The sequence below is a fragment of the Mesorhizobium sp. M0106 genome (assembly GCF_040322715.1).
GTDB lineage: Bacteria > Pseudomonadota > Alphaproteobacteria > Rhizobiales > Rhizobiaceae > Mesorhizobium.
On the sequence record NZ_JAMYUA010000059.1, the window covers coordinates 1 to 20,922 of the forward strand.

The 20,922-nt window shown below is 64.8% G+C and carries 35 protein-coding genes; all 35 read right to left on the reverse strand.

The features are described 5' to 3' along the window. Positions 1–83: 83 nt before the first annotated feature. The 35 genes from NKJ55_RS31810 to NKJ55_RS31980 all read right to left on the reverse strand — a co-directional run bounded on the left by NKJ55_RS31810 (position 84) and on the right by NKJ55_RS31980 (position 20,922). Entirely contained in the window at positions 84–1,865 is a 1,782-nt protein-coding gene (locus NKJ55_RS31810; RefSeq protein ID WP_352453338.1) for a phage tail length tape measure family protein, read from the reverse strand. After that, positions 1,862–2,227, reverse strand: coding sequence for a DUF1799 domain-containing protein (locus NKJ55_RS31815; RefSeq protein ID WP_352453339.1), 366 nt, complete (start codon positions 2,225–2,227; stop codon positions 1,862–1,864). The genes NKJ55_RS31810 and NKJ55_RS31815 overlap by 4 nt, the downstream gene beginning before the upstream one ends. A gap of 38 nt (positions 2,228–2,265) precedes the next feature. After that, the gene (locus tag NKJ55_RS31820) at positions 2,266–2,640 is read right to left on the reverse strand and encodes a hypothetical protein (protein WP_352453340.1); all 375 of its coding nucleotides are present in this window, start codon (positions 2,638–2,640) and stop codon (positions 2,266–2,268) included. Between the two features lie 57 nt (positions 2,641–2,697). Beyond that, on the reverse strand, positions 2,698–3,624 hold the full coding sequence (locus NKJ55_RS31825) for a phage tail tube protein (protein ID WP_352453341.1): 927 nt from the start codon (positions 3,622–3,624) through the stop codon (positions 2,698–2,700). 3 nt (positions 3,625–3,627) lie between these two features. After that, a complete protein-coding gene (locus NKJ55_RS31830; RefSeq protein ID WP_352453342.1) occupies positions 3,628–3,810 on the reverse strand; it encodes a hypothetical protein in 183 nt (60 codons plus the stop codon). 1 nt (position 3,811) lies between these two features. After that, on the reverse strand, positions 3,812–4,249 hold the full coding sequence (locus NKJ55_RS31835) for a phage tail terminator protein (protein WP_352453343.1): 438 nt from the start codon (positions 4,247–4,249) through the stop codon (positions 3,812–3,814). Beyond that, positions 4,246–4,830: a phage virion morphogenesis protein gene (locus NKJ55_RS31840; protein WP_352453344.1), complete on the reverse strand. Its 585-nt coding sequence runs from the start codon at positions 4,828–4,830 to the stop codon at positions 4,246–4,248. The genes NKJ55_RS31835 and NKJ55_RS31840 overlap by 4 nt, the downstream gene beginning before the upstream one ends. After that, positions 4,830–5,258 carry a gp436 family protein gene (locus tag NKJ55_RS31845; RefSeq protein ID WP_352453345.1) on the reverse strand — a complete coding sequence of 143 codons (429 nt, stop codon included), beginning with the start codon at positions 5,256–5,258 and terminating at the stop codon, positions 4,830–4,832. Before NKJ55_RS31845 ends, NKJ55_RS31840 begins: the two co-directional genes overlap by 1 nt. A 115-nt stretch (positions 5,259–5,373) precedes the next feature. Next, entirely contained in the window at positions 5,374–6,066 is a 693-nt protein-coding gene (locus NKJ55_RS31850; RefSeq protein WP_352453346.1) for an HI1506-related protein, read from the reverse strand. 97 nt (positions 6,067–6,163) lie between these two features. Then, positions 6,164–6,337 carry a hypothetical protein gene (locus tag NKJ55_RS31855; RefSeq protein WP_352453347.1) on the reverse strand — a complete coding sequence of 58 codons (174 nt, stop codon included), beginning with the start codon at positions 6,335–6,337 and terminating at the stop codon, positions 6,164–6,166. A gap of 122 nt (positions 6,338–6,459) precedes the next feature. Continuing rightward, positions 6,460–7,353 carry a Mu-like prophage major head subunit gpT family protein gene (locus NKJ55_RS31860; RefSeq protein ID WP_352453348.1) on the reverse strand — a complete coding sequence of 298 codons (894 nt, stop codon included), beginning with the start codon at positions 7,351–7,353 and terminating at the stop codon, positions 6,460–6,462. Positions 7,354–7,366: 13 nt separating this feature from the next. Continuing rightward, positions 7,367–8,101, reverse strand: a complete 735-nt coding sequence (locus tag NKJ55_RS31865) for a hypothetical protein (RefSeq protein ID WP_352453349.1) — start codon at positions 8,099–8,101, stop codon at positions 7,367–7,369. Beyond that, positions 8,101–9,255, reverse strand: coding sequence for a phage protease (locus NKJ55_RS31870; RefSeq protein ID WP_352453350.1), 1,155 nt, complete (start codon positions 9,253–9,255; stop codon positions 8,101–8,103). Before NKJ55_RS31870 ends, NKJ55_RS31865 begins: the two co-directional genes overlap by 1 nt. A 297-nt stretch (positions 9,256–9,552) precedes the next feature. Continuing rightward, positions 9,553–10,353: a phage head morphogenesis protein gene (locus NKJ55_RS31875; protein ID WP_352453351.1), complete on the reverse strand. Its 801-nt coding sequence runs from the start codon at positions 10,351–10,353 to the stop codon at positions 9,553–9,555. Positions 10,354–10,357: 4 nt separating this feature from the next. Further along, complete coding sequence (locus tag NKJ55_RS31880) at positions 10,358–10,510, reverse strand: hypothetical protein (protein WP_352453352.1); 153 nt, start codon at positions 10,508–10,510, stop codon at positions 10,358–10,360. Positions 10,511–10,521: 11 nt separating this feature from the next. Further along, positions 10,522–12,099, reverse strand: a complete 1,578-nt coding sequence (locus NKJ55_RS31885) for a DUF935 domain-containing protein (RefSeq protein WP_352453353.1) — start codon at positions 12,097–12,099, stop codon at positions 10,522–10,524. Then, positions 12,099–13,781: a terminase large subunit domain-containing protein gene (locus tag NKJ55_RS31890; RefSeq protein ID WP_352453354.1), complete on the reverse strand. Its 1,683-nt coding sequence runs from the start codon at positions 13,779–13,781 to the stop codon at positions 12,099–12,101. The genes NKJ55_RS31885 and NKJ55_RS31890 overlap by 1 nt, the downstream gene beginning before the upstream one ends. Positions 13,782–14,061: 280 nt before the next feature. Then, entirely contained in the window at positions 14,062–14,385 is a 324-nt protein-coding gene (locus NKJ55_RS31895) for a hypothetical protein (RefSeq protein ID WP_352453355.1), read from the reverse strand. Further along, the gene (locus NKJ55_RS31900) at positions 14,382–14,576 is read right to left on the reverse strand and encodes a hypothetical protein (protein WP_352453356.1); all 195 of its coding nucleotides are present in this window, start codon (positions 14,574–14,576) and stop codon (positions 14,382–14,384) included. Before NKJ55_RS31900 ends, NKJ55_RS31895 begins: the two co-directional genes overlap by 4 nt. After that, entirely contained in the window at positions 14,573–14,782 is a 210-nt protein-coding gene (locus tag NKJ55_RS31905) for a hypothetical protein (protein WP_352453357.1), read from the reverse strand. Before NKJ55_RS31905 ends, NKJ55_RS31900 begins: the two co-directional genes overlap by 4 nt. After that, positions 14,779–15,000 carry a hypothetical protein gene (locus NKJ55_RS31910; RefSeq protein WP_352453358.1) on the reverse strand — a complete coding sequence of 74 codons (222 nt, stop codon included), beginning with the start codon at positions 14,998–15,000 and terminating at the stop codon, positions 14,779–14,781. Before NKJ55_RS31910 ends, NKJ55_RS31905 begins: the two co-directional genes overlap by 4 nt. Further along, positions 14,997–15,590 carry a DUF3486 family protein gene (locus NKJ55_RS31915; RefSeq protein ID WP_352453359.1) on the reverse strand — a complete coding sequence of 198 codons (594 nt, stop codon included), beginning with the start codon at positions 15,588–15,590 and terminating at the stop codon, positions 14,997–14,999. The genes NKJ55_RS31910 and NKJ55_RS31915 overlap by 4 nt, the downstream gene beginning before the upstream one ends. Before the next feature lies 1 nt (position 15,591). Then, a complete protein-coding gene (locus NKJ55_RS31920; RefSeq protein WP_287151745.1) occupies positions 15,592–15,891 on the reverse strand; it encodes a VpaChn25_0724 family phage protein in 300 nt (99 codons plus the stop codon). Then, on the reverse strand, positions 15,888–16,283 hold the full coding sequence (locus tag NKJ55_RS31925; RefSeq protein WP_352453360.1) for a DUF2730 family protein: 396 nt from the start codon (positions 16,281–16,283) through the stop codon (positions 15,888–15,890). The genes NKJ55_RS31920 and NKJ55_RS31925 overlap by 4 nt, the downstream gene beginning before the upstream one ends. Beyond that, on the reverse strand, positions 16,284–16,520 hold the full coding sequence (locus tag NKJ55_RS31930) for a TraR/DksA C4-type zinc finger protein (protein ID WP_352453361.1): 237 nt from the start codon (positions 16,518–16,520) through the stop codon (positions 16,284–16,286). Further along, positions 16,517–16,693 (reverse strand): hypothetical protein, encoded by a 177-nt coding sequence (locus tag NKJ55_RS31935; protein WP_352453362.1) that lies wholly within the window; start codon positions 16,691–16,693, stop codon positions 16,517–16,519. The genes NKJ55_RS31930 and NKJ55_RS31935 overlap by 4 nt, the downstream gene beginning before the upstream one ends. A gap of 4 nt (positions 16,694–16,697) precedes the next feature. Continuing rightward, a complete protein-coding gene (locus tag NKJ55_RS31940) occupies positions 16,698–17,081 on the reverse strand; it encodes a hypothetical protein (protein ID WP_352453363.1) in 384 nt (127 codons plus the stop codon). Then, on the reverse strand, positions 17,081–17,566 hold the full coding sequence (locus NKJ55_RS31945; RefSeq protein WP_352453364.1) for a lysozyme: 486 nt from the start codon (positions 17,564–17,566) through the stop codon (positions 17,081–17,083). Before NKJ55_RS31945 ends, NKJ55_RS31940 begins: the two co-directional genes overlap by 1 nt. Positions 17,567–17,676: 110 nt before the next feature. Further along, the gene (locus tag NKJ55_RS31950; RefSeq protein WP_352453365.1) at positions 17,677–18,051 is read right to left on the reverse strand and encodes a hypothetical protein; all 375 of its coding nucleotides are present in this window, start codon (positions 18,049–18,051) and stop codon (positions 17,677–17,679) included. Further along, positions 18,048–18,293 (reverse strand): hypothetical protein, encoded by a 246-nt coding sequence (locus tag NKJ55_RS31955; protein ID WP_352453366.1) that lies wholly within the window; start codon positions 18,291–18,293, stop codon positions 18,048–18,050. Before NKJ55_RS31955 ends, NKJ55_RS31950 begins: the two co-directional genes overlap by 4 nt. Next, the gene (locus tag NKJ55_RS31960) at positions 18,290–18,730 is read right to left on the reverse strand and encodes an ASCH domain-containing protein (protein ID WP_352453367.1); all 441 of its coding nucleotides are present in this window, start codon (positions 18,728–18,730) and stop codon (positions 18,290–18,292) included. Before NKJ55_RS31960 ends, NKJ55_RS31955 begins: the two co-directional genes overlap by 4 nt. Then, positions 18,730–19,335 carry a regulatory protein GemA gene (locus NKJ55_RS31965; protein WP_352453368.1) on the reverse strand — a complete coding sequence of 202 codons (606 nt, stop codon included), beginning with the start codon at positions 19,333–19,335 and terminating at the stop codon, positions 18,730–18,732. The genes NKJ55_RS31960 and NKJ55_RS31965 overlap by 1 nt, the downstream gene beginning before the upstream one ends. Continuing rightward, a complete protein-coding gene (locus NKJ55_RS31970) occupies positions 19,332–19,682 on the reverse strand; it encodes a hypothetical protein (RefSeq protein WP_352453369.1) in 351 nt (116 codons plus the stop codon). Before NKJ55_RS31970 ends, NKJ55_RS31965 begins: the two co-directional genes overlap by 4 nt. A gap of 233 nt (positions 19,683–19,915) precedes the next feature. Continuing rightward, on the reverse strand, positions 19,916–20,269 hold the full coding sequence (locus NKJ55_RS31975; protein WP_352453370.1) for a hypothetical protein: 354 nt from the start codon (positions 20,267–20,269) through the stop codon (positions 19,916–19,918). A gap of 5 nt (positions 20,270–20,274) precedes the next feature. Then, positions 20,275–20,922 carry a DUF3164 family protein gene (locus NKJ55_RS31980; RefSeq protein WP_352453371.1) on the reverse strand — a complete coding sequence of 216 codons (648 nt, stop codon included), beginning with the start codon at positions 20,920–20,922 and terminating at the stop codon, positions 20,275–20,277.

A 20,922-nucleotide genomic window follows, 5' to 3' on the forward strand; every position in this document is an offset into this window, starting at 1 on the left:
ACTTCCGACGCCCCCCCCTCCGGCCGCCCCTCCGCCGCGCTCAAACCCCCGCCGCCTGGCGGCCGGGGCGATGGGGGCGCGGCCTACTCCCGCTGCCGGGCCCCCTGCGCCGCCGCCCACCGGGCTTCGGCCAGCGCCGCCAGCTCCGCAGCGTTGGCGCGCATCGCCTCGGCTTCCGTGCCGTAGAGGTCAATGCCGAGCTGGCGGATTTGCTGCTCCACCTGCAGGCTGGCGATGACGCGGTCATGGGCGGCGGTGCTCGCCCCGACCAGGGCAAGCTCGGCGCGCTGGGTCTCGATGGTCTGGCCCTGTCCGACGATCGTCGTGCGTGCGGACTGGATGGCGCTGAGCCGGCCATATTCGGCGGCCTTTTGCCTGATGCGCCGGATCTCGGCCTCGTCGGCCGGGACATTGTTGCGGGCGGCTTCCTCGCGGACCGCCTGCTCGAGCTGAAACGCCATGCGCAAACTGGCCGCCTCGGCCGCCGTCTTGCCGATCAGGCTAATGTCGAGCTGCTGGGCGGCGATCGTCTGGTCGAGCGAGCGCAGACGCTGCTTCTGGGCCTCGTCCAGCGTCTGCTGCGCTCTGGCGTAGGCAAGGGCGGCCGCCGTGTCGGCGCGATAGTCGCGAACACCCTTGCCCTCATTCGGGTCGAATGGCCTGGCGTCCTCGGTGGCCCGCGCCGCCCTGGCCTGTTCCTCCGGCGATCTGGCATAGAGCGAGCGGAACGCGGTCTCGCGGTCGCGCTGCAGCTGGACCAGTGCCGCCCGGTTGCCGGCAAGCCACTTCGTCAGATTGGCGCCTTCATCGCCCCGGCCGACGGTGACGCCCTGGAACGTCGCAATCGCGGCGCTCGAGCCGCGCAGATGAAGCTCCAGCGCCGCCGCTTGGTTGGCGCTGTCCTGGAGCTGCTCGGCGAAGTCGTGCGCGACCTTGCTCAGGCCGGGATCGATCCGCAGCTCGCCGAGCCGCTTCTGGACGCCGGCGGCGTCAATCTGGCCGGCCTGCATCTCAGCCGCCAGTTGCCGGAACGCGACGACACCGGCCTGGCCGAGTTTCGCGAAATCCGCGCCGGCTGGGTCCGTTGGCGAGTTCGTCGTCGCGATCGACATCTGCCGGCGGATATTGTTGAGCGTGGCGGCGAGCGTGTTCTTCTCGTCTTCGGCCTGTTTGATGGCGTCGGCCTGTGCCACCGACAGCGGCACTTTCGTCGCCTGGTCCTCATAGGCCTTGGCAGCCGCGGCGGCGAGCGGATAGGCGGCGGCGATCTCGTCGATGATCTTCTTGTGGGTTTTGAGAACGTCGTCCACCGACTGAATGTTTGTCCGCGTCAGCAGCGCATAGGCTATGGCCGCCGCGCCGGCGGCCACCAGGCCGGTCGTGACCAGGCCGACGCCAGGCACGAAACCAAGGAAGGAGGCAGCCGTCGAGGCGAGTGAGCTCCGGATCGCCGTGAGCGAACCGCCCAGACCCTTCGGCCCGCTCTCCAGCGCGTCGTAGACCTGGCCGGCCTGCGAGGCGAAGATCTGCATGGCAGGGACGCCGAGCGCAAACATGGTCACGACATCGTTGCCCTGCCGCGACAGATTGAGCAGTTGCGACGATGTGAGCCTGGCTGCACCGGCAACCGAGGTCAGGCTGGCGGCGGCGGCGGCGCCGCGCGCCCGCAGCACCGCGTCCTGGCCTGTCAGCACCTGAGTGACGCGGCTGGCGGCGGCAACAGCCTCGTCGTTGGCCGCCGCCTGGGCGTTGGCGGCGTTGGTCGCGGTGACGCCGATCGTCCGGACGGCGGCGCTCGTTTCCTCGGCCGCCGCCTTGGCGCCGGAAGCGTCGCCGCTGATGATAAGCGCGAGATTGAGGCTCACTCGCGCACCTCGTTCATGATTGCGCGGGCCTCGATCTCCATGTCGCGCAGATCGTCGAGCAGCCGCCAGGCCGGGTGACGCTTCTTCTCGCGCTTCGGCCGCGCCTCGAGCAGCACGGCGGCCGCCGCATAGTCGATGCCGATGTAGTGGAGGAAACCTGCCATGCCGCGCGCGACGACGCGCCACTGCGTCTCGCAGCCGAGAAACAGCGCCATGGATGGCATGTTCACGTCCCACACTTCAAACACGTCGTCGCTCTCTTCGTCATCCGCATCGGGCAGGTTTTCCGGCGGGACGCCCAACGCTTCCGCATCCTGCCGCGCCTGGTCGTCGGGCCGCACGGGGCGCGTCGGGTCGGTCAAGCCTTCCCGTGCCAGCGCCCAGGCGCGAGCGGCCTCTGTCAGTTTCCCTTTCGGGCCGCCGGGCTGGCGAGAGAGTTGGCGTAGGCGCCGTAGAGCGCGACCCGGTACCAGGTCTGCTGCAGCGCTTGGCGAAACGCCTCCTCGGAATAGGCGACCTCGTTGCCGTCCTCGTCGACCACGTCGCGCCAGCCGCGGCTGGCCTGGATCAGCAGATCGTGCTCACGTATCTTGCGCTCCTCAGGTGTCGGCAGCGCCGCGATCTCATTGCCGAGCGTGATTGCCGCGTCCTCGTCGACCCCGGCGAACTGATGCGTGTAGCTCATGGTCTTCCACTTGCCGGGGTTGGCAGGGTCGGGAAGCTCGATCTTGATCGGCCACCAGTAGAGATATTCCTTGGCGAGAACGAATTTCATTGCGGGGGCACTTTCCTGAGGTTTTGAACGGCAGTTGAAGAGGCGTTGAAGCCGCCTTTATTTGACGGTGATCTTCAGCTCGGTGGAGCCGAGGCTGGTCAGCATCAGCGGCAGCGAATAGTTGCGGATGTTGTCGCTCTGGCCCTCTGCCGGCCGGCCGATCTGCACCTTGTCGCTGTCGATCGCCACCGTGTTGCCGCCCACCGTGCCGTGGGTAAGCGCCAGCGCGGCCTTGGTGTGGGCGCGGGCGATTGAGAACCAATCCTTGGTGGCAAGCGATGTCGCCTTGACGACGGCGGTACCAGTCACTGAACGGTCGGTGATCTCGATGCTCTCCTCGCCAATCAGGTGGCGCGGCACGACCTGCGAGCCGGTGTCGATGTTGAGGCTCTCGGCGATCGCGGTCCAGCCATGCAGCGCCATCACCGTGTTGGCCTTGGAGACCACCACCGGGTCGATCCACATCGTCTTGGTGACGACGGGCAAGGCTTCGTCGGTGATGGTCCCGACCAGGCCTTTCATCGAGAATTGGAAGCGTGGGATGCGCTTGGGTGTGAAGCCGAGCGAGACGCTGCCGCGCATGCCGAGCAGCACATGCTTGACGCCGTCGGAGTTGTAATAGAGCCCGCTGCTCTCGAAGGCGTCGTGGATCAGATCATACTGGACGTCGACCCCGGCCGAGATCACCTGGGCAAAGCCGCAGGAGCGCAGCAGCGGGCCATAGGCCGGTGCCGTGCCCAGGGCGCCGGCGCCGGCGATCTCGACCGAGAAATTGAACTGGCCATAGTCGCCGGTCAGCAAGACGCCCTGGTGGCCGAGGAACGGCTGCATCAGATTGCGCGCCTCCTCGTCACCGGCGAGCGGCGTGAAGGCCGCGTCGGAGAGCTGGATGTAGTTGGCAGCACCGGTCGGCACCGCATCAACTCCATAGGTGGCATCCATCTTGATGAGGGCGGAAAGCTTCTTCCAGCGGCGGATCGACATGGTCTATTTCCCCTTCTTGGACGTGCTGGGCTCGATCGAGGATTGCTCCTCGGTGCCGGCCGGCTGGGCGGCTTCAGGCTCGGTGCCGGGCGGCGGCGCGGGCTCGGTGCCCTCGACCCGTGCCAGGGTGTCGTCCTTGTTCCGGATGTAGGCGCCGCCGGCGATCGGCGTTTGGATCTTGGCCATGTCAGGTTTTCTCCACGAGGTAGTAGCCGGCGCCGAACAGCTCGCGCTGCCAGACGTGGCCGTTCTTGGCTTTGAGAAGGTTCGACGAGATGTGCTCGACAACGTCGGCATTGTTGACGCTGGTCGGCTCGAAACCGATCAAGGCGCCGCGTACCGCGTCCTTGAGGATTTCGATGTCGTCGGCAGCGGCCCCGCCGGTGCCATCGGAGACGTTGCGGGTGACGATGATGACAGCGACATCAGCCTCGGTGCGCTGCAGTACGTTGCCGGTCATGCGCTCGTTTTCACCGCTGTGCTCTTCCTCGACCAGGACGAAGGCCGCGGGCGTCGTCTTGGGTTCGCCACTGAGCGAGGCCCAGGCGGCCGCGCCTGCGATCAGCCGAAAGAGCGGCGGGTCGATATCGCGCAGGCGCTGCTGGAATTCTGCGGACAGCGTCATGGCCGGGCTCCGCCATCGGCTTCGGCGCGAAAGGCGTCCTCGGCTATACGCAGGATCTCGGCCTGGTCCTCCTCGTCGACATAGAGATAAGGCCGCGCCGGGATGGTGATCGAGTGCGCGCCGATCGAGACGCGGACCGTTTCCTTGCGCTTGCGCGAGGCCTTGACGAAGCGCCGGCCGCGATTGGTCTTGCCGAAATGCAGATCCTGCTCGCGCGCCGGGATCTTCACCGCGCCGCCGAGCTGCTGGATGGCGGCGTAAATCAGGTTGGTCCCGACCGCCGCTTCAGTGTCGGTCGCTTCGCCGGTGATCGAGCTGTAGAGCCGGTTGGTGACGCGCAGCATGTGGCCGTAGCCGCGCTGGCCGCGCCCGATGCGCTTGGCGGCCGTGCGCGGGCTAAGCCGCTGCCACTTACCGGCCGGGCCGGTCTGGCGCTCGAAATGCCGCTGGGTCGAGGTGACCAGGTATGCGGCGATCGCCGACATGATCGTCCTGGGATGTTCGGCCAGGCGCTCGATGCGATCGAGTGTCGCCAGCACGGCCTGGTCGACGAGGCGGATCTGGATGCCTTCGGTCGCCATCAGAAGCCCCGCAGCTTGTCGCGGGTGAACACGCGGTTCGGCGCACTGGTCTTGATGGCGCCGCCGCCGGCCTGTTCGGGCGTCTCGCCTTCCTCCTCGATCAGGACGAGACCCTTCGAGACGTCCTTCAGCCAGGAGACCGCGGCGGCGAAGTTGCGCGAAACGATGCTGTCCTTGTCGGCCGCCTCGCCATGCAGATAGTAGCGCGCGAGATCCGCAGCGACCTTCACCAGGACCGGAGGCACGACGTTAAGCGGCAGGGTGAACTGCTTGCCGATATAGCCGTCGATGACGCCGTCGGCGTCCGCCAGGGCGCGGCCGACCACGACGCCGTCGATCGTGCTCGGCGGTATGTTCGTCCGATCCGTGAGCTGGATCAGTTCAGTGGCGCCGAAGCGGTCGACCAGATCCTGTTGGACGGCGTACATCAGGCACCCACCACGAAAAGCCAGATGAAGGCGGGCCAGGCGAGGAGTGCCCCGGCCCAGTCCAGGACCGTAAGCGTCAGCGGCACGAGCCAGATGGGCAGGAAGACATGCACGGTCAGATCAGCTCCACGACCAGGTTCGGTTCGGCGAAAAGGGCCTCCAGCTGCTCGGGGCCTTTGAACGCCTCCATGGCGTGCTCGACCGGCGCCTTGGAGTGGGCGATGCCGGCACGGCGGAACCCGTCGAGCTTCGACCGGATGCGAACGCCGCTCGGCACATCTCCGTCAGCATTGGCTGCCTGCCAGGTGTCGATCGCGGCGGCCATGCGCGGGAACTTGGAGCGGAACTCGTTCTCTGCCGTGCCGAGGCGCGTGTCCAAGTCCTTCAGGGTGCCGTAGTCCATTTCGTCCGGATCGCCTCCCGGCCCGTTGAATTCGTCGTTTGCGAGAAATTGAGGGAGCGACTCGGCGGAGCCGGCCCCATTGCCGGCTCCGCCCTGGCCCTCACTCTCCGGGGGGTTATCGGGGGAAATGGTCCCCGCCGCCTGTGGCGACGGGGCATCCGGCGCGTGCTCGACAACCGCACGGCCGGATGGTTCCACGGCAGCGTTTGTCGTCGCTACCGTGGTTGGGCTGGCCGCCGAAGCGGTTACGCTCTCTTGAATGGTGGAGCTGTTCTCCGTCGCTGCCCCCAGCGACGGAGCGGCCGGTGCCAATATGGTGGCGCCGGCTTCAGGCGAAGCATTCGCCGCGATATTCTGATCCGCGACTACTGACTTCGCATTGCGGGTTCTCGGGGCTTTCGCCATCGTTCAATCCTCGTTTCCGGGTCTTTGAAAAGGAGCCGACCAGGCTGCTTTTCGAAAACCCGCCGGCCGAAGCCGGCGGACGAATTCGGACGGGGCTTTACTTGCTCTCCGGCTCGACCGGCACTTCGGTGATGTCGAACGTGTTGGCCTTGCCGTGATGTGCGGTGAAGTACCTCTCTTCCTGCGGACCGACCGTCACGGGCCCCTGGGGAGTGCCATCGATCGAATGGGTGACGGTGGCGCGGTAGTTTCCGCCCACGTGGACTTTCACTGTCGTGGTCATAAAGTTTCCTCTTTTGGGTCTTGCGGAAGGAGCCGGGGCTCGGCTGCTTCCGAAAAACCCGCCGGCACCGTTGGGGAGCGCCGGCAGGTAAAGATGCAGATCGGCCCTGGTTAGCCGAGCAGCGGGACCTTCACGACTTCCGCCGCCTTGAACCAGATGTTGCTGTCGCCGCCGTTGATCAGCATGGTTTCGACGATCTGCTTGGCATCGGCCTCGAGCGAAGGCGGCACGATCAGCTTGGTCGGATTGATGTTGATGACCTGGCCGTTCTTCTTGCGGATCGCGGCCATGGCCTCACGCGCCGCCTGGAAATTGGCGGGGGTCAGGGTTGCCTTGGACATATGTGCGAGCTGCCACAGGCCGAAGCCGGCGTTGCAGCGGCCGTCGACGCCATACATGAACTGACCCTTCATGAAGACGTTGGTGTCGGTCTCGCGGTCCATCGGCACAAGCCTGAAGGCCTTGCGCTTCTGGAACACCATCGGCTTGATCACCCGGGTGTCGTCGACCAGATACCAGGCTGGGCCGGCACCGGCGGTGAAGTTCGAGACCGAGGTCTCCGCACCGTTCTCGTCGAAGCCGGGATGGTCGGTGTCGAAGAAGTTCTGGCCATCGTAGCAAAGGGTGGCGTCGCCCGCCTTCCAGAGTGGCCAGACGAGTTGGTCGGGAAACTCGGCCGCGTCCTGGCCCATCTGGCTGGCGATGGTCGTGTAGAAGCCGAACTGGTCATCCTCGATCGATGAGCGCTTGACGCCGATCGTGCCCTCGAACTCCTTGTTGCGGACGATGTAGGTCTGTGCCGACAGATCGTGGACGAGGCGATCGCCGACCCATTCGCGGATGCCCGGCAGATCGTCCATGCGCGGATACTCGTTCATAGCCGTGCTCGAAGGCACGTCCATGGCGACCGTCTTGTAGAGGGTCGTGGTGGTTTCGAGCCGGGCGTTGAACGCGGTGCTGAGCCCCGTGTAGACGCTGCGCAGCGTGGAAGCATTAATGTCCATCTGAAGCTTTCTCCTACTGCGCGATTTCGGCGACGACGGTCGCCGGAGTTGCGGTTGCGTTGGTGCCGCCGACCGTGAAGCTGATCACGTCGCCGGGGTTGACCTCGTTGAGAGCGGTCGGAACCGCCGTGTCCACGTCGCCCGCGGCCGAGCCGGCCTGGGTGATGGTGATGACGCCGGTGGTCACCGGAACGCCGTTGATGGCGCAGGTGATGGTGGCATCGCCGGTGGTCAGCACGCCGTCGATGACACTGCGTAGCCTGGTGATGCGGCCCTTGACGGATGCGATCGTCCTGGTGACGCCGGCGCCGACCAAGGTAGCGATGCGGGTGGCCAACGGGATCATGACCTTTTCCGCTGCCGGAATATCGATCCAGGTGCGGCCATCGCTGATGCCCGCGACGGTGCCGACGAGCAGCCGGGCGCCGGAGCCATCAAAGCTGAGCGTCTGATCGTCGACGGCGTAGACCGGCCGGCCGATGTCGACCTCGTCGGCGACGAAGATGAAGCCAAAGCAGCCGCGAAGCGTCTCGACGTTCAGGTCGCCGTCGGCGCCGTCGCGGTTGTCAACGTTGCCTTCAGCCAGGCCGACGATGGACACAGCGTTGGCGGTGCCGGCGGGAACCGCCATGCCGGTTGCCAGCAGGGCTACGATCGACTTGCGGAAGATGCGGACACCCGACTTGACCGGGTAGCCGAAACGGTCGCCGGAGCGAGCCGGGATTTCGAGATCCTTGGACGCGACCATCAGACGGTTTCCTTGTTGAGCTTGAGGGTCTCGGCGAATTTCTTCGGATCGAGGCCCATGGCATTGCAGACGGCGATGTCGGCATCCGACAGGCCTGCGTCGCCGTCCGGCTTCTTGGCCGTGCGGATCTGCGAGGCCGTCATCACCGGCGCATTGCCGACGAAGGTGTCGAAGGCCTTCAGGTCAGCCTTGGCATAGCCGAGCGCCCAATCCTTCTGGGCCGGCGCTATTTTGCCGGCCTCGATCGCGCTGTTGACTGCCTCGGTCGCCTTGTCGGCGGTCAGATCCTCGCGCAGCTTCTTCAGGTCGCCCTGGAGCTCGGTGACCATCGCGATCGGCACGAACTTGGTCGGGTCAACCTTGCCAGCGATCGCCGACTGGACGGCCGTGACGATATCGTCCGCCTTGGCGTCGGCGGCAAGGCCGGCGGCGGTGGCGAGCCTGGTGCGATCGGCGACAATCGAATTGATCGCCGTCAGGATCTCCGCCGGCTTGGCGGTTTCCGTCAGGCCGGCAGCCTTGGCGATCGCCGTGCTGCTGGTCAGATGGGCGTTGATGGCGGCGACGATGCCGTCTTCGTTCGTGCCCTTGGCGAGGCCAAGCGCAGTCAGGATCTTGTCCATGCTGTCTCCGGTGGGGTTGTCGAGAGGGAAGAGGGCACTCGCCGCGACCGCGACGAGGTCGAGGTTCGGCGTGTTGGTCAGGCCGGCCATGCGGATGGCGAGCACCCGGCCTGTGGTCTTTTCGTGGAAGAAGACCGGCGAGAGGTAGCGGTACTCACTGGCCTTGATCGCGGTGGCCGCCGCCGCAGTCCATTCGACGCGGCCCCAGATGCCGTCGTCGCGCGCCTGCAACTCCTTGATCCAGCCGGCGGCTTTCGCTGTTCCGCCAACACCCGGCACGGCGCCGAAGACGGCCTGGTGGTCATAGTCGATGACGAGGTCGGTCGAGCCGGCGTAACGCTGCGTGTTGGCGACGATGGTTTCCATGGACGCCTTGTCGCCGGTCACCCAGGGACCCTGGCCGGTGCGCCCGGAAAAAGTTCCGGCCGGCGTCAGCTGCACCCACGAACCATTCGCGTCCGCCGGCGTCAGCGCCGTGGAATGCGAAGCGACCAGGGCGGCCGAAAGGAGTGCGGCAAGTGCGTTTTGCATCGCCGGACATTGGCCCGGCCGCGATCGTCAAATCATGCCCGCCATGGCGGGCGGCAGTTCTTTCTCAGGGGATCGAACTGACGGGACTGAGGTGACAGGTCCGCCGCCGAATTCGCCAGGCAACGGTAGCCGAGCGGAGGGCAACCGGCAAGGCCGCGTCGTGGCGACCTCGGTCGGAGGTCAGATGCCCTCTAAAATCGGTTTTGAACGGGTCTACAGCGGAAAACGCGGCTCGCGGCTCCAGTGCCACGCCCCGAGGGGTCGCCGTGCGGCTGTGGGGCCGTGTCGTGGGGACGATCAAGGTGAAGGTGGCAGCCACTCCGACGTGCTGGTTTTTCGTGCCAGATCCTGCTCGACGACAGAGAGGTAGCCAGCCTTTCCGGGATTGTAGGCCCAGCCCGGATCGATGCCATCCGGAACGGTCGTGACCTCGCCGGTGCGGTTGTTGACCAACTTGCGCATCGTGCCGGACACCGGCTCGAACTTCAGGATCTCGCCCTCTCGCTGCAGCCGGTCGATGTCACGCTGCGAGAGGCTCTGCAGCGTGCAATGGCAGTTCCACCCGTTGGGGCATGCATGGGTGTTCCACCAGGGATGGTCGACCGGCAGCACCGTGTTGTGCCAGAGCGCATGAAGCGGGCGCGGGTGCTCCTGGCCTTCCAGATGGACATAGCGCAGGAACGGCCGTGTGGCCTTGTTGCGCTCGAACGACGACCAATGGCCGGCGGCATAGCTCACCCGCATGTTGATGTCGAAGATGGTGGTGAGCCGCCTGACGCTGCCGAGCTGCGACCAGCGGGTTTCGCCGGAGAGCGGATCAAAGGCAGGCTGCTGACCCCACCAACCCTTTGTCTGAAGCAGCGGCGTCAGCTCGGCGCCGAACTGGGCAAAGGTCTTGCCCTGCGAAAGGGCGACCAGCAATGCCTGGTAGATGTCGCCCAGGATGTCGAAGCCGGCCGACTTCGCCACCGTGAAGCTGCGGGCATGCACGTCCTGCCAAGTGTCCAGCCAGGAGAATTCGGGATCGAGGCGCTGGCCGCGCGCAAACAGCGCCGCGATCGCATCGGCCGGCGGCAGTGGCTTCAGATCTGCGGTCACAGGCTCAACCGATCCTGCCCGACCACCATAGCGCCGCGAGCATCCAGATCACGATCATGGCGGCACTGTATGCCATGCCGTGCCCATTTCGGCGTTTGGAGTTGATGAAGAAGCCGAGCAGGGCGAGGAACGAACAGAGCGCGAAGAAATAGACCATCGGAGTTCCCTTCAGAGCGTGTCGTCAACTTGGCCTGCGAGCAGGGCTGCAAATGCCGATCGGGCGAGCAGCTCGGTCAACGCGGCGGCATCGAGCCCGGCAAAGCGCTTTGAAAGCAGCGCCTTCACATCGGCTACGGAGCTGGCGGCTGCGATCTCCGCGTCGAGGCCGGCGACGATCGGCGAGACCAGCGGCTCCCAATCGGCCAGCATGGCGTCCGTCGAGCGCTCGATCGCATCGCGGGTGCCGGTGCCCGCGGTGGAGTGGACCGTCTGTTCGGTCTCGCCGGGTTTCAGTGGCGGGGGCGGGTTGTCATCAGGCGGGTCAGTCGGGGCCGGACCTTTCGGTGGCACGAGCAGTTCTTCGCCCTTGGCGGGGTCTGGAAGGCCGATACGATCACGCATCGTCGACATCCCGACTTTCAAGCCCAGGGGAACAAGTTTGGTCACATTGTCGACCAACGATTTGATGTCGACCTGCTCCGGCCGGCCGATCAAGATCCTTGGATACTTTTTTTGCGGCCCGAAATTCAGATCGACCGTCGGCCGGGTGAGGTCACGGTTCAGCGTGGCTGCGATCTGGCGGCCGTCGGCTTTCTCGATATCCTCACGGACGCCGTCATGGGTTTTGCCGACTGCATAGCCGCCAGCGATTGCATCCGTTGTTCCCGTCTGTCCGAGCACCACCTTGGACGTCTGCTGGTCGAGCCAGTCGGCGCGCTCCTTATAGAGCCCATGCGACCCCGAAATGTCGGCCTTGATGAACTCGACTGCCATCGACGCGGGGACTATGGCGGCATAGTCGACGCCGATGTTGCTCACCGCATCAAGCAGGATTTGCTTGTCCTTCTCGGACGCGCCGGCGTCATATTTTCCCAGGCGGAGCGGCTGGCCATAGGCTTCGCAGAAGATTGCCCAATCCTTGATGGTGAAGCTCTTGAACAGGAAGGTCCAGGCGACGGCGCGGGCAATGCCGCCCCGGATCGGCAGGCCGGATTTAACCTTCGCCGAGTGATAGATCCACTGGTAGGGATTCAGCGGCACATTCTGGCCGCCGTCGCGCAGCAATGGCGTTTCCCCATCAATCTGGTCAAAGACGAACCAGCGCGGGTCGCGCCACGCCAGTCGCTTCGGCCGCCATTGTCCTTCGGACGTGTCCCAAATGATCTCCGTGCAGGAGAAGCCCTTTCCGACCGCGTCGAGAATATCGAACAGCTCGTCCTCGAAGCCGTCTCGCTCGATGACTTCACGCACCAGGTCGGCATGCTCGACACTGGCGGCATCCTCGCCGGCCGCTTCAACGGTGATCTCTAGGCCGGAAACCTGCCGCTTGCGGACGCCAAGCACGCCGGCATAGTGCGGATCGCGCTCCTCCATGTCTTCAGCCAGGGCGAGGTAACTCTCGGGATCGTTGTCGATCGACGCCCGCAAGATGCCGGCCAGCCGGCCGGGGGTGAGGCCAGCCGCCGGGTGAAGGGCATCGTGGCGCCGAACGCCGCTGCCGGTCGGAGCCGCCTGCTCGACCTTGAGGGTGGCTTTGGCGATCGGGCGGCCGTAGCGATCGACGATCCCTTTGAATTCTTCAGCCATCAGAAAATCCCACGGTTGCGGCGGGCGGATGCCATACGGAAGCTGCCCTCGATGTCATCGGACCGGTTGCGCCACGCGCCCTCAGAACTTTCTTCAAAGCGGCTCTTGGCGATCGCTGCCGGCTGATAGGCATATTCGTGCCACTGCATGCGGCTGGCGAAATACGCGAGCACCAGGGCAACCGCGAAATCGCCGTGCCGCTTGGCGCCGGCCATGCCAACGCGCTCCGGCGGGATCGACGGTATGCCGCGGATGATCTTGACCAGGCGAAGATCCACCGCATGCTCGGCGTCCCTGGTCAGGGCGATGTTGGCGTCTTCAAAGGCGGTTTTGAGCGGCGGGAAATTCTCGTTGTACCAGTTCTGGCTGAGCGTCACCTGCCAGACCAGGCCGCCCGGCGTCTGCTCTGTATGCAGGCCGAACAAGCGGCCGAGATCCTCGGAAAGGTTCATGCCGAGGCCGGTAGCGTCGATGGCCGCACCGCACAGGCGGGGCGCCGTCTTCAACATCAGCGTGGCGATTTCCTTCTGTTCTTGGAACGGCACGTTGCGCAGCTCGACGGTGAGCGCCGACTTTCGGCGCAGCACCTTGTCGATCGACAGCAGAGACATGATCGCCGGGTCGGCCTTGCGCGCCGGGTCATAGCCGAAGGCGTGCTGGCGGTTTTCGTCAAGTCCGTCGAGCGCTTCCTTGATGGCATTGAGATGCGGCGCCACCAGGTGCCGGCGCTCCAGCTCGGGCCGGTGCAGGAAGTCGAGCGGCAGATCGATACGGATGACCGGTGCCTCTTCCGGCGTCAGCGTCATGCGCGCTTCGATCAGCGGGCTGGTCAGCCAGGCGCCGGAGCCCATCGATGGAACGCAGAACAGCTCCTCGTCGGCGCCGTCGCCATAGAAGTCGATGATGTCCTGGCGCCACTGTGCCTCGGCCGCGGGCGACCATTCGCGGCCGGTAACCAGGCAGATGCGCTCGTAGAGCCCTTCCAGCAGCGCCTGGTCGAAATCGATCTTGAGATGGCTGTACTTCGATCGGCCGCCGAGGATGTCCTGGACCTGGACGTTGAATTCATTGTCGGCGCCGTTGTGGGTCGAGCAGACCACGACCTGGCCGCCCCACATCAGGTTGGCCAGCGCCGCCTTCAGCAGCTCCTTCAGGCTGTCGACGAAGGCCGCCTCGTCGATGATGACCAGGCCCTGCTTGCCGCGTAGGGTGCGCGGCGCCGACGACAAGGCTAGGATCTCGAAGCCGGATGCGAACTGGATGCGGAACGCCTTGATCTGCCGCGTCTCGTCCGGATGGGCGGGGTCCGTGTCGTCGAACAGGAACTCTTCCTGGGCGACAGCAGCATGCGCGAACGCACGGGACCACATGGCACAGGCGTCAATGAACTCGCGTGTCATCTCCTGCGAATAGGAGATGTACATGGCGTCCATGCCGCCGGCATCCTTGGCCCGGCCGGCGCGCAGCACGGCATAGGAGGCCAGTGCCCAGGTCTCGCCGATACGGCGGCTCTTCTCGATGAACAGCACCCTTACGGCGGTGCTTTCGAGCAGCGAGACGGTGCGACCCTGATAGCCGAGGAGCACCTTCGGCAAACCGACCCTTTCGATCACATGGTCGAGGTTCGCCATGCTCTCGCGGCGAACTTTTTCCCATTCCTCTTTGGAGATCGGGCCGGTCATATTCCGGCGGCCCTTTCGATCGCCGCCCGCTTGCACCGATCCCAGGCGCGGTCGCAAAGCCGATCGAGCTTCACCGCTTGAAGCCGAGATGGCGATCCGGGCGGGTAGGTCCAGAACCCATTATCCCCGAACAAGCGACGATAGCGTCGAGAGAGCTTAGACTTGCGCCGCCGCAGGTGAACGGAAATCGCGAGCCAGTGAGGCCCGCAGATCCACTCCCTGCAATCAGCTTTGCGCGTTCGCCGGCAGAAGGGAACCAGGCAATGCAATCGGACTGACATCAGTTCGCCCTCACCACGGGCTCCGGCCAAATGATGGTCACCGTTCCATGGATTGTTCGGCGGGCTATGACCTGGTCGAGTATATCCCCATTAGGCAGCACGACATTCGCCAGCAGCGGCAGCCCGTCTTCGCCGAGCACTTCGACCCGGACGTATCCATACCCATCGGTGCCGGAAAACGCCTCACAGATGTTCCGGTCGCAGACCTTGCCATCAAGGATGACGATCGGCAGCGTCTTCGATCGGTTGCGCCAGAAATCGACATCGTTGCGATTGCCGGAAACCCGCGTGGCGCGCCGAGCTGGGAGTGTGGCGGTGATCATGCGCCAGTCGCTTTCTCAAAGGCCTTGGTCACCTTCTGAATGCAGGCGTCGAGCCGGCGGATGTATTCGTCTACGCCGATCCAGGCCGGTTTACCGCGCTGCCTTTCGGCGGCCTCCATCTCACGCTGCAAGGCGTTGTTGAGGCAGGACGGCTCGTCTGTCGACAGCTCGAGGCGGATCGTGTTGCTCAATGCAGGCCTCGTTCAGACCTGTCCGACCAGGCGAAGTTGAAGGTGTGAACCAGAAGCTCGGCGTTGGCGGGATGGTTGTCGCCGGTCGTGCCGCCGATCGGGATGCCGTTGCCGTCGAAAATGACCGTGGTCGTGCCGCTGTCGCCCGGCGCAGTCGATAGCGGCAAGGCAATTTTGGCGACCTTCTGCCGGGCACGGTCGTTCATGTCGAGCCGATCCCGTCATAGACCTCTTCAACCGTTGCCAGCGCTGAACGGAGCTGGCGGAGGTAGGCATCGGTCATGTCCTTGTCGGCGGGGCGGCATGGATAACCGACAACCGTTAGGCGCCGCTCGACATTGGCGATCTCGTGGGTGAGTAGGCCTTGCAAACAGCCGAAGTCGTACGCCGAGAATGTGACCGAGATCGTCGGTTGCGTCGTCATGATGGCCTCACACCCAAAATCTGCGACTTGATCGCCTCGGCCGTATCAGCCGACATGCCCTTGGCCTTGGCGACGGTGTCGACGGCCTTCTCGACATCGGCCTTGAATTCCTTCGCCACCTTGGTGCGGCGGTCGCTGGAAACGCTCTGTGCCTGCGTTGCCATCTTCAAGGCGGTGGCCAGCTGCATGGCGCCGATCGGCGCCAGCCCGCTCTCGCCGGCGTCGGTCAAAAGCTCGAACACCAGCGTCTTGATTGCCTCGGCCGCGATCAGCGTCAGATCGTCCGAGCTTTGTGCATCGAAGCGCTTCGAGATGGTGGCAGCGATCTCGCGGGTGTCTTCCAGCCGGCGCGTCATCATCGCCAGCTTGATCGAATAGCGGTTGAACGCCGAGAACGAGGGGATGACGAATTCCAGCTCGCCTTTGTGCTCGACCTGCAGGGCCTGCATCTTCAGGAAGAATTCTTCGTAGATCTCGGTCTGGGTGCGCTCACGGTCCTGCAGGGCGGTCGCCGCCCAGGTGATGATCGGGCCGCACTCCTCGGGCAGGCGCTCGATCGCCGAAAGCTGGCCCCGGCCTTTGCGCGCCATCTCAGGCCTCCGGCGACGGCCGCGCCACGCCTTCGATGATCGCCCGCCTTTCGACATGGTCAATGCCGCTGCGGGTAATGGCGGCAACCATAACGCTGCCGACCTCGGTGACCTTGACGGCGCCCAGCTCGGCGAGCTTGCGCAGCTGGGTGCGGACCCATTCGCGCGAGCGGTTATGGCCGAAAGTGTCGAGCGTCTTGGTCAGCAGCACCTCGTTGAGGCGGCCGTCCGTCTGCCGGTTCAGCTCGCGCAGGACGATCAGTCGGGCATCGTAGGTCAGGTAGGCATCAAAGTCAGTCATGCGGCACTCTTGGATCCGGTTAGCAGAAAGTTCTCCATCCGATGGACCGTGCGGGCGATGCCGTTGACAACCTCGGCCTGCTTACCCGCTTCGCCCTTGATCTCGGAGACCGCCAGGCGCAGCTCGGTGAAGGCTTTCACGTCGGGCAGGTGCTTCATCTCGCCTTCGATCGACTGGATGCGCATGCCGTGGTCTTCGACCTTTCTATCGATCTCCCCGCACTTGGCGTCGACCGACGCGCGGATCCCCTGAAAATCGTCGCCGGCCGATTTCTTGAAAGCGTCGATATCGGCTTGCGCCTTCTTCGAGCCGGCGGTCAGCCAGACGTAGACCACCGTCGCGAGCGACAGCAGGGGCGAGGCGAGCGAGATCCATGTAACCAGGTCTTCCATCTACGCGCGTCTCCGGCTCTGTCGTTCGATGAAGGTTTCGCAGTCGATGCACCTGGTGGCACGCGGCATCGCGTGGCGTCGCGCATCGGGTATACGCTCTCCACATTCGCAGAACGGCGAGACCTCTTCGGCCTGGTATTGCGCCCGGATAGCTGCCTGGATGCGGCGGACGCCGGCTTCGCGCTCCTGCTCTATCCGGCGCTCGGCCAGGTCGATGGCTGTGTTACCGGCCGTCATGGCTTGTCCCACTCCGCGACCTTGGCGAGGCGGGTAGCGCAAACATCCCGTGCGGCCCCGTTGACATCGCCACGCTCGACGAAATCGCCGACCGAGGCCGGCCCGCCGAGCTTCCACCAGTTCGGCGGGCACGGGATCAGAAATGCCGCAGGGATGCGTTCCTTGACGGTCATCACTTTAACGAGCACCTGCGGCTTTGGGCTTGTCATACAGCCTGCGCAAATCAGGAGGCACAGGCAAAGCAAGGAAGCTGCGAATGTCCGCATTGGCATCTTTCAGGGCGACCAGCGCCGCGTTGTTGTCGATGAAGGCCTGGTTTGCGGACGCGATCTGTTCCGCCAGATCGGCGGTCAGTTTTGCGTCTGCGGCCGCTTGTGCCTGGAGCCGGCCGATCGCCTCCTGATTTGCCTCGTTCACGTCCTCGGCGACTTTCAGATCGGCCTTGGCCGCGCGCTCGGCAGTCTGGGCATCGCGCGCCTCGACCTTGTAGTGGTAGGCAACGAGGCCGAGGCCCATGAAGGCCATCACGACGAGCCCGAGCATGATCAGGCGCGCCTGCATCAATGCGAGCCCTTAAGGCAGTACTGCTGCTCCAGGGCTCGGCGCTTGATCAAGCCCTTGAGGACCTTTCCGCCGGCATAGACGAACTTGCCGATCTCCTGGCAGGCGGCCTTGACGTTTCCAACGCGGAGGTACTTTGCGGCCGTGCTCTGGCAGAAGGTGCCGTTGCCGAGATTGTAGGAGAAGTCGTTGAAGGCAGTCTGGACGTAGACGTCGAGCTGCTCATAATTGGCGACACATTTGGCGTTGCCCTGCTCGTAATGAGCCATGCGCTTCGTCAGCAGCGCGCGACATTGCTCCTCCGAAAACTTCCGGCCGATCAAGTCCTTGGCGTTCTGCGTCTCGCCATAGCAATAGGTCAGTACGCCGACCGGGTCGCGGTAGACGTAGCCGCGATAGCCTTCCTGAGGTGCGGCCATGGTGGCTGCTGCGGCGATGCCGGCGGCAACCGTCGCCGCTGTGCCAGTGGTTCTGATCGCGCCCATGGGAAAGGAGTCTCCGCCTGTGAAATCGGCCGGGAGAGGTCCCCGGCCATTTCGCATCACCATGCCTTTGGCGGCGGGCGGCAATCATGCCCGACTAGGCGGGCGGTCTGTCAGTTGCTGGAAAAGAGGTCGATCTGGCGAGGATCGCGACTGCCCTTGACGGGCTTGTCCGGCATGCGCCGGAAGAGCTTGTCGACGCCGGTCTCGGTGATGCCGAGCCGTCCGGCGATCTCGCCGTTCGAGGCGCCGTTCTCGCGATACTGCCGTGCCCGAAGCTCGCGGGCAAGAGGCACGCGGATATACGATCCGGAATAGCGGCGGGCAAGCTTCTGAGCGACCGGGGCGCCCAGGTCCTTGGCAAGGGCGGTGTCGTCGCCGGACGCCGGCACGTAGAGCCGGCGGCCGCCATAGGTTTCCGCGAGGCGCACGAAATCCGCCAGGCCTATCAGGCTGAGCAGCTCAGCGGATCGCAGTTCGTCGCTCACGCCACCTCCAGCCGCAGATTGCGCATGGTGGTGGTCAGCGTCTCGCGGTTCGGCCCGTGCCAGGTCAGGCAGAGCGTGTAGAGGCCGCTGCGGCAGCGATATAGGGCGGAATGCTTGGTCAGCGTCCAGTCGCAGCCCTTGGCGGCCGCAAGGGCATTGCTTGCCAGCTCCGAGGCCGCGAACGCCTCGATCTTGGCGAAGTCGATCTTGACCCGGCCGGTGAAACGTCTGCGCGTGCTCATGCTGGCTTCCACTCGATCAGCTTGCCTTCGAACAGACCGGCGCCATGCTCGGCCTGCCAGAAAGCGCCCATGTTCCAACGTGCCGATCCGACCCTGCCGATGCGCTTCCATCGCCAATCGCCCACATGCTCGATGCCAAAGCCGTCAGCTGCGGCGAACGCCTCGATCTCGTCGCGATGCAGCGAGCGGCCATCGATGACGATCGAGCCGATGAATTCATCCAGGAGCGGCGTGGTGACGATCGCGATCGGCCGGACCCGGATGCAAATGGGATCGGGGTCGACCAGCTTGACGCAATTGCGGGTCCGCATGCCCTGGTAGAGCTGCACCGGCTCGCCCGGCCGAGCATGGCGCTTGCGATCGGCGCGCACGGTGTGCCGCTTGCTGAGACCCGAGACCTGCGGGCCGAACATCGCCTTGAAGCTATAGGCGACCATCAGCGCACCTTCCGGATCTGCTCGCCGAGCGCGTTCATGACCGCCGGCCAGTCACGGTCGGCCATCTGGTCGAGCGGCTTTGCGGTGTCCCAGACGAACTGGCGGAAGCCCTTCGGGTCGACGGCTTTCGCAACGCTCAGGCGGTGCCATTGGGCGAGTGCAATCTTTGCACCGGACGGCCGCAGCCATTCCGGTGTGTTGACGGACAGGCTCCAGTCGACGCCGGCCTCTCGCGTCATCCATGCTTTCAGAGCGTCGATCGCCTTGGCGGCATCGTCGGCGTCCAGGAGGAAGCGTGTATGTTCGATGTTTGTTTGTCGCTTCACAAACCCCAGCATGGCGCTGTCGCGCCGATCGCGCACGATCCCGAGGTTCCAAGCGGCGATCCATAGCGCCTGCAGCTTCTTGGCGAACGGCCCTTGAAGGCCCTTTTCAGCGGGCTTGAAACCCTGCCGGCGCTGCTCGTCGACGATGCGCTGATGTTCGCGGTCGTTCATCTGGCGAAGGCTGCGCTTGCCAGTGACGCGCTCATAGAGATCGCGCGCAGTGTCCTCGTCCAGGCCGAGCTGCTTGTTGGCGACGTGGATGGCGGCGAGCGGGGTCATGACGCGACCCCGCAGCCATCACGGGTCGGAAACGTGTAGGGATTGAGGGTTTCGCCGCGATTAAGCGCCAGCTCGGCACCGGCCCGCGTCAGGCGGAAAAAGCCATCGCCGCCGGTGAGGATCGAGCTGCTCCGTCTCGTAGCGTGGCCGGCCTCGACCATGGCCAGCCAGTGCAGATGGTCGGTGCTTCGTTCGCCCGTCACGAAATGGTTGCGGAAGGTTTCCGTGTGCCGTCCGTCGAGACCGAGGGCATGGCGGGCGAGGTCGCGCTGTACCGGCGTCATGCTGCCACCTCGCTTTTCAGCATGGTTTTGAGCCCCGCGCTGCTTGGACGTTGACCTGGTCATCAGCAGCCCCTCCCAACAAAAGAGACGGCGCTAAACGGGACACGGGCCGATTTTCTGAGGAGGATCATGTCCAGGACGGGGTCCTGCCCCTCGAAACTGACCGTCACTTCGCCCGATCTCGGATGGAGCTTCCTGATAACCGCAGGAAACCGAACCTCTGCCGCGCAGATCTCCACGCTGTCGCCTGGCTCAGCAGGGTATTCCTCGTCGGTTCCATGAAAGAGTTGCATCGCTCAGCCCTCCCGCGCTTCGATCGGCACTGGGCCGCTACCATGGGGATTAAAGCCGTCAGCTTTCGCGATCTGCTTGCCGGCCGCCGTCCGCCAGTTCGACGGTGCGCCGACGAGCCCGCTGGTTGAGGATGCCCGTAGGCCTGCCATCTTCACCGAATTCTCACTGCCCACATTGAAGCGCGCGCCTTCCTGATCGGTGAAGAAAGTGGTCAGCTTCGCCTCGGCCGCTGCTCGGCGCTGACGCCATCCGTCATAGTCGGCGTGGCTGTACTCGCCGACCTCAGCGCTCGCCTCGGCAAGCTTCTGCTCTACGAGCGGAACCAGGCGCTCAAGGGTTTCGATCCAGAGCGTCATAGCCGTCACGCCTTCGCCAGATCGATCGTGACCGCCCGCCAGTCGGCATCGAGACGGTCGCGTTCGTAGCAGCGGACATAGATCTTTGACCCAACCACCCGCATGGCGTCGCGGATGGCCGCCATGGCCCGCTGCCAGCGCTCGTCGGCGATGTCGAGCCGCAGCAGCATGAAGATCGCGGCGCGGTTGATCTGCCCTTCCTTGTCCGTGTTGAAGGCGCGCGTCACGATGGCGCGGATCTCCGGGCGGCTGTCGGCTGACCATTCCGTCAAGCACTCGTCGATCAGGCTCTTGGCGATCTGCAGCTGGGCGCCGAAGTCGATCGTGTCGGCGACCTGCACCTTGACCATCTTCATGCCGTCGAAAGTCATGAAGGTCTTGTTGCCCTTGGCGCCGCCTTTGGTCGCGCCGTACTCCTGGGCGAGCAGCGCTTCGAACGCGCCGAGGTCGTTGAACGTGTGTTCCTTGAAGCGGCCGATCTGCGCGGAAAGATCAGTGGCATAGTCGAGGATCGTGCGAACCGTTTCGTCTTCGAGCATCTCGGACGGCTTGATCATTTCGACCGGCACGAGATTGCCCTTGGCGTCGGGCATGTATTGCTTGTCGCCGACCAGGACCTTTCCGGTGGCGCGGGCTTCAGTTGCTGCTTGCAT

What these genes read in the sequence shown, in the direction of transcription:
- NKJ55_RS31840 (WP_352453344.1), bottom strand. Translation starts at nt 4,830, where the DNA reads ATGGCGACCGAAGGCATCCAGATCCGCCTCGTCGACCAGGCCGTGCTG.
- NKJ55_RS31885 (WP_352453353.1), bottom strand. Translation starts at nt 12,099, where the DNA reads ATGGCTGAAGAATTCAAAGGGATCGTCGATCGCTACGGCCGCCCGATC.
- NKJ55_RS31955 (WP_352453366.1), bottom strand. Translation starts at nt 18,293, where the DNA reads ATGAGCACGCGCAGACGTTTCACCGGCCGGGTCAAGATCGACTTCGCC.
- NKJ55_RS31845 (WP_352453345.1), bottom strand. Translation starts at nt 5,258, where the DNA reads ATGTACGCCGTCCAACAGGATCTGGTCGACCGCTTCGGCGCCACTGAA.
- NKJ55_RS31960 (WP_352453367.1), bottom strand. Translation starts at nt 18,730, where the DNA reads ATGGTCGCCTATAGCTTCAAGGCGATGTTCGGCCCGCAGGTCTCGGGT.
- NKJ55_RS31895 (WP_352453355.1), bottom strand. Translation starts at nt 14,385, where the DNA reads ATGATCACCGCCACACTCCCAGCTCGGCGCGCCACGCGGGTTTCCGGC.
- NKJ55_RS31980 (WP_352453371.1), bottom strand. Translation starts at nt 20,922, where the DNA reads ATGCAAGCAGCAACTGAAGCCCGCGCCACCGGAAAGGTCCTGGTCGGC.
- NKJ55_RS31975 (WP_352453370.1), bottom strand. Translation starts at nt 20,269, where the DNA reads ATGACGCTCTGGATCGAAACCCTTGAGCGCCTGGTTCCGCTCGTAGAG.
- NKJ55_RS31850 (WP_352453346.1), bottom strand. Translation starts at nt 6,066, where the DNA reads ATGGCGAAAGCCCCGAGAACCCGCAATGCGAAGTCAGTAGTCGCGGAT.
- NKJ55_RS31970 (WP_352453369.1), bottom strand. Translation starts at nt 19,682, where the DNA reads ATGACCAGGTCAACGTCCAAGCAGCGCGGGGCTCAAAACCATGCTGAA.
- NKJ55_RS31880 (WP_352453352.1), bottom strand. Translation starts at nt 10,510, where the DNA reads ATGGTCTATTTCTTCGCGCTCTGTTCGTTCCTCGCCCTGCTCGGCTTC.
- NKJ55_RS31870 (WP_352453350.1), bottom strand. Translation starts at nt 9,255, where the DNA reads ATGCAAAACGCACTTGCCGCACTCCTTTCGGCCGCCCTGGTCGCTTCG.
- NKJ55_RS31925 (WP_352453360.1), bottom strand. Translation starts at nt 16,283, where the DNA reads ATGGAAGACCTGGTTACATGGATCTCGCTCGCCTCGCCCCTGCTGTCG.
- NKJ55_RS31820 (WP_352453340.1), bottom strand. Translation starts at nt 2,640, where the DNA reads ATGAAATTCGTTCTCGCCAAGGAATATCTCTACTGGTGGCCGATCAAG.
- NKJ55_RS31940 (WP_352453363.1), bottom strand. Translation starts at nt 17,081, where the DNA reads ATGCAGGCGCGCCTGATCATGCTCGGGCTCGTCGTGATGGCCTTCATG.
- NKJ55_RS31920 (WP_287151745.1), bottom strand. Translation starts at nt 15,891, where the DNA reads ATGACTGACTTTGATGCCTACCTGACCTACGATGCCCGACTGATCGTC.
- NKJ55_RS31865 (WP_352453349.1), bottom strand. Translation starts at nt 8,101, where the DNA reads ATGGTCGCGTCCAAGGATCTCGAAATCCCGGCTCGCTCCGGCGACCGT.
- NKJ55_RS31915 (WP_352453359.1), bottom strand. Translation starts at nt 15,590, where the DNA reads ATGGCGCGCAAAGGCCGGGGCCAGCTTTCGGCGATCGAGCGCCTGCCC.
- NKJ55_RS31935 (WP_352453362.1), bottom strand. Translation starts at nt 16,693, where the DNA reads ATGACCGTCAAGGAACGCATCCCTGCGGCATTTCTGATCCCGTGCCCG.
- NKJ55_RS31825 (WP_352453341.1), bottom strand. Translation starts at nt 3,624, where the DNA reads ATGTCGATCCGCCGCTGGAAGAAGCTTTCCGCCCTCATCAAGATGGAT.
- NKJ55_RS31860 (WP_352453348.1), bottom strand. Translation starts at nt 7,353, where the DNA reads ATGGACATTAATGCTTCCACGCTGCGCAGCGTCTACACGGGGCTCAGC.
- NKJ55_RS31905 (WP_352453357.1), bottom strand. Translation starts at nt 14,782, where the DNA reads ATGAACGACCGTGCCCGGCAGAAGGTCGCCAAAATTGCCTTGCCGCTA.
- NKJ55_RS31835 (WP_352453343.1), bottom strand. Translation starts at nt 4,249, where the DNA reads ATGACGCTGTCCGCAGAATTCCAGCAGCGCCTGCGCGATATCGACCCG.
- NKJ55_RS31910 (WP_352453358.1), bottom strand. Translation starts at nt 15,000, where the DNA reads ATGACGACGCAACCGACGATCTCGGTCACATTCTCGGCGTACGACTTC.
- NKJ55_RS31930 (WP_352453361.1), bottom strand. Translation starts at nt 16,520, where the DNA reads ATGACGGCCGGTAACACAGCCATCGACCTGGCCGAGCGCCGGATAGAG.
- NKJ55_RS31890 (WP_352453354.1), bottom strand. Translation starts at nt 13,781, where the DNA reads ATGACCGGCCCGATCTCCAAAGAGGAATGGGAAAAAGTTCGCCGCGAG.
- NKJ55_RS31830 (WP_352453342.1), bottom strand. Translation starts at nt 3,810, where the DNA reads ATGGCCAAGATCCAAACGCCGATCGCCGGCGGCGCCTACATCCGGAAC.
- NKJ55_RS31965 (WP_352453368.1), bottom strand. Translation starts at nt 19,335, where the DNA reads ATGACCCCGCTCGCCGCCATCCACGTCGCCAACAAGCAGCTCGGCCTG.
- NKJ55_RS31945 (WP_352453364.1), bottom strand. Translation starts at nt 17,566, where the DNA reads ATGGGCGCGATCAGAACCACTGGCACAGCGGCGACGGTTGCCGCCGGC.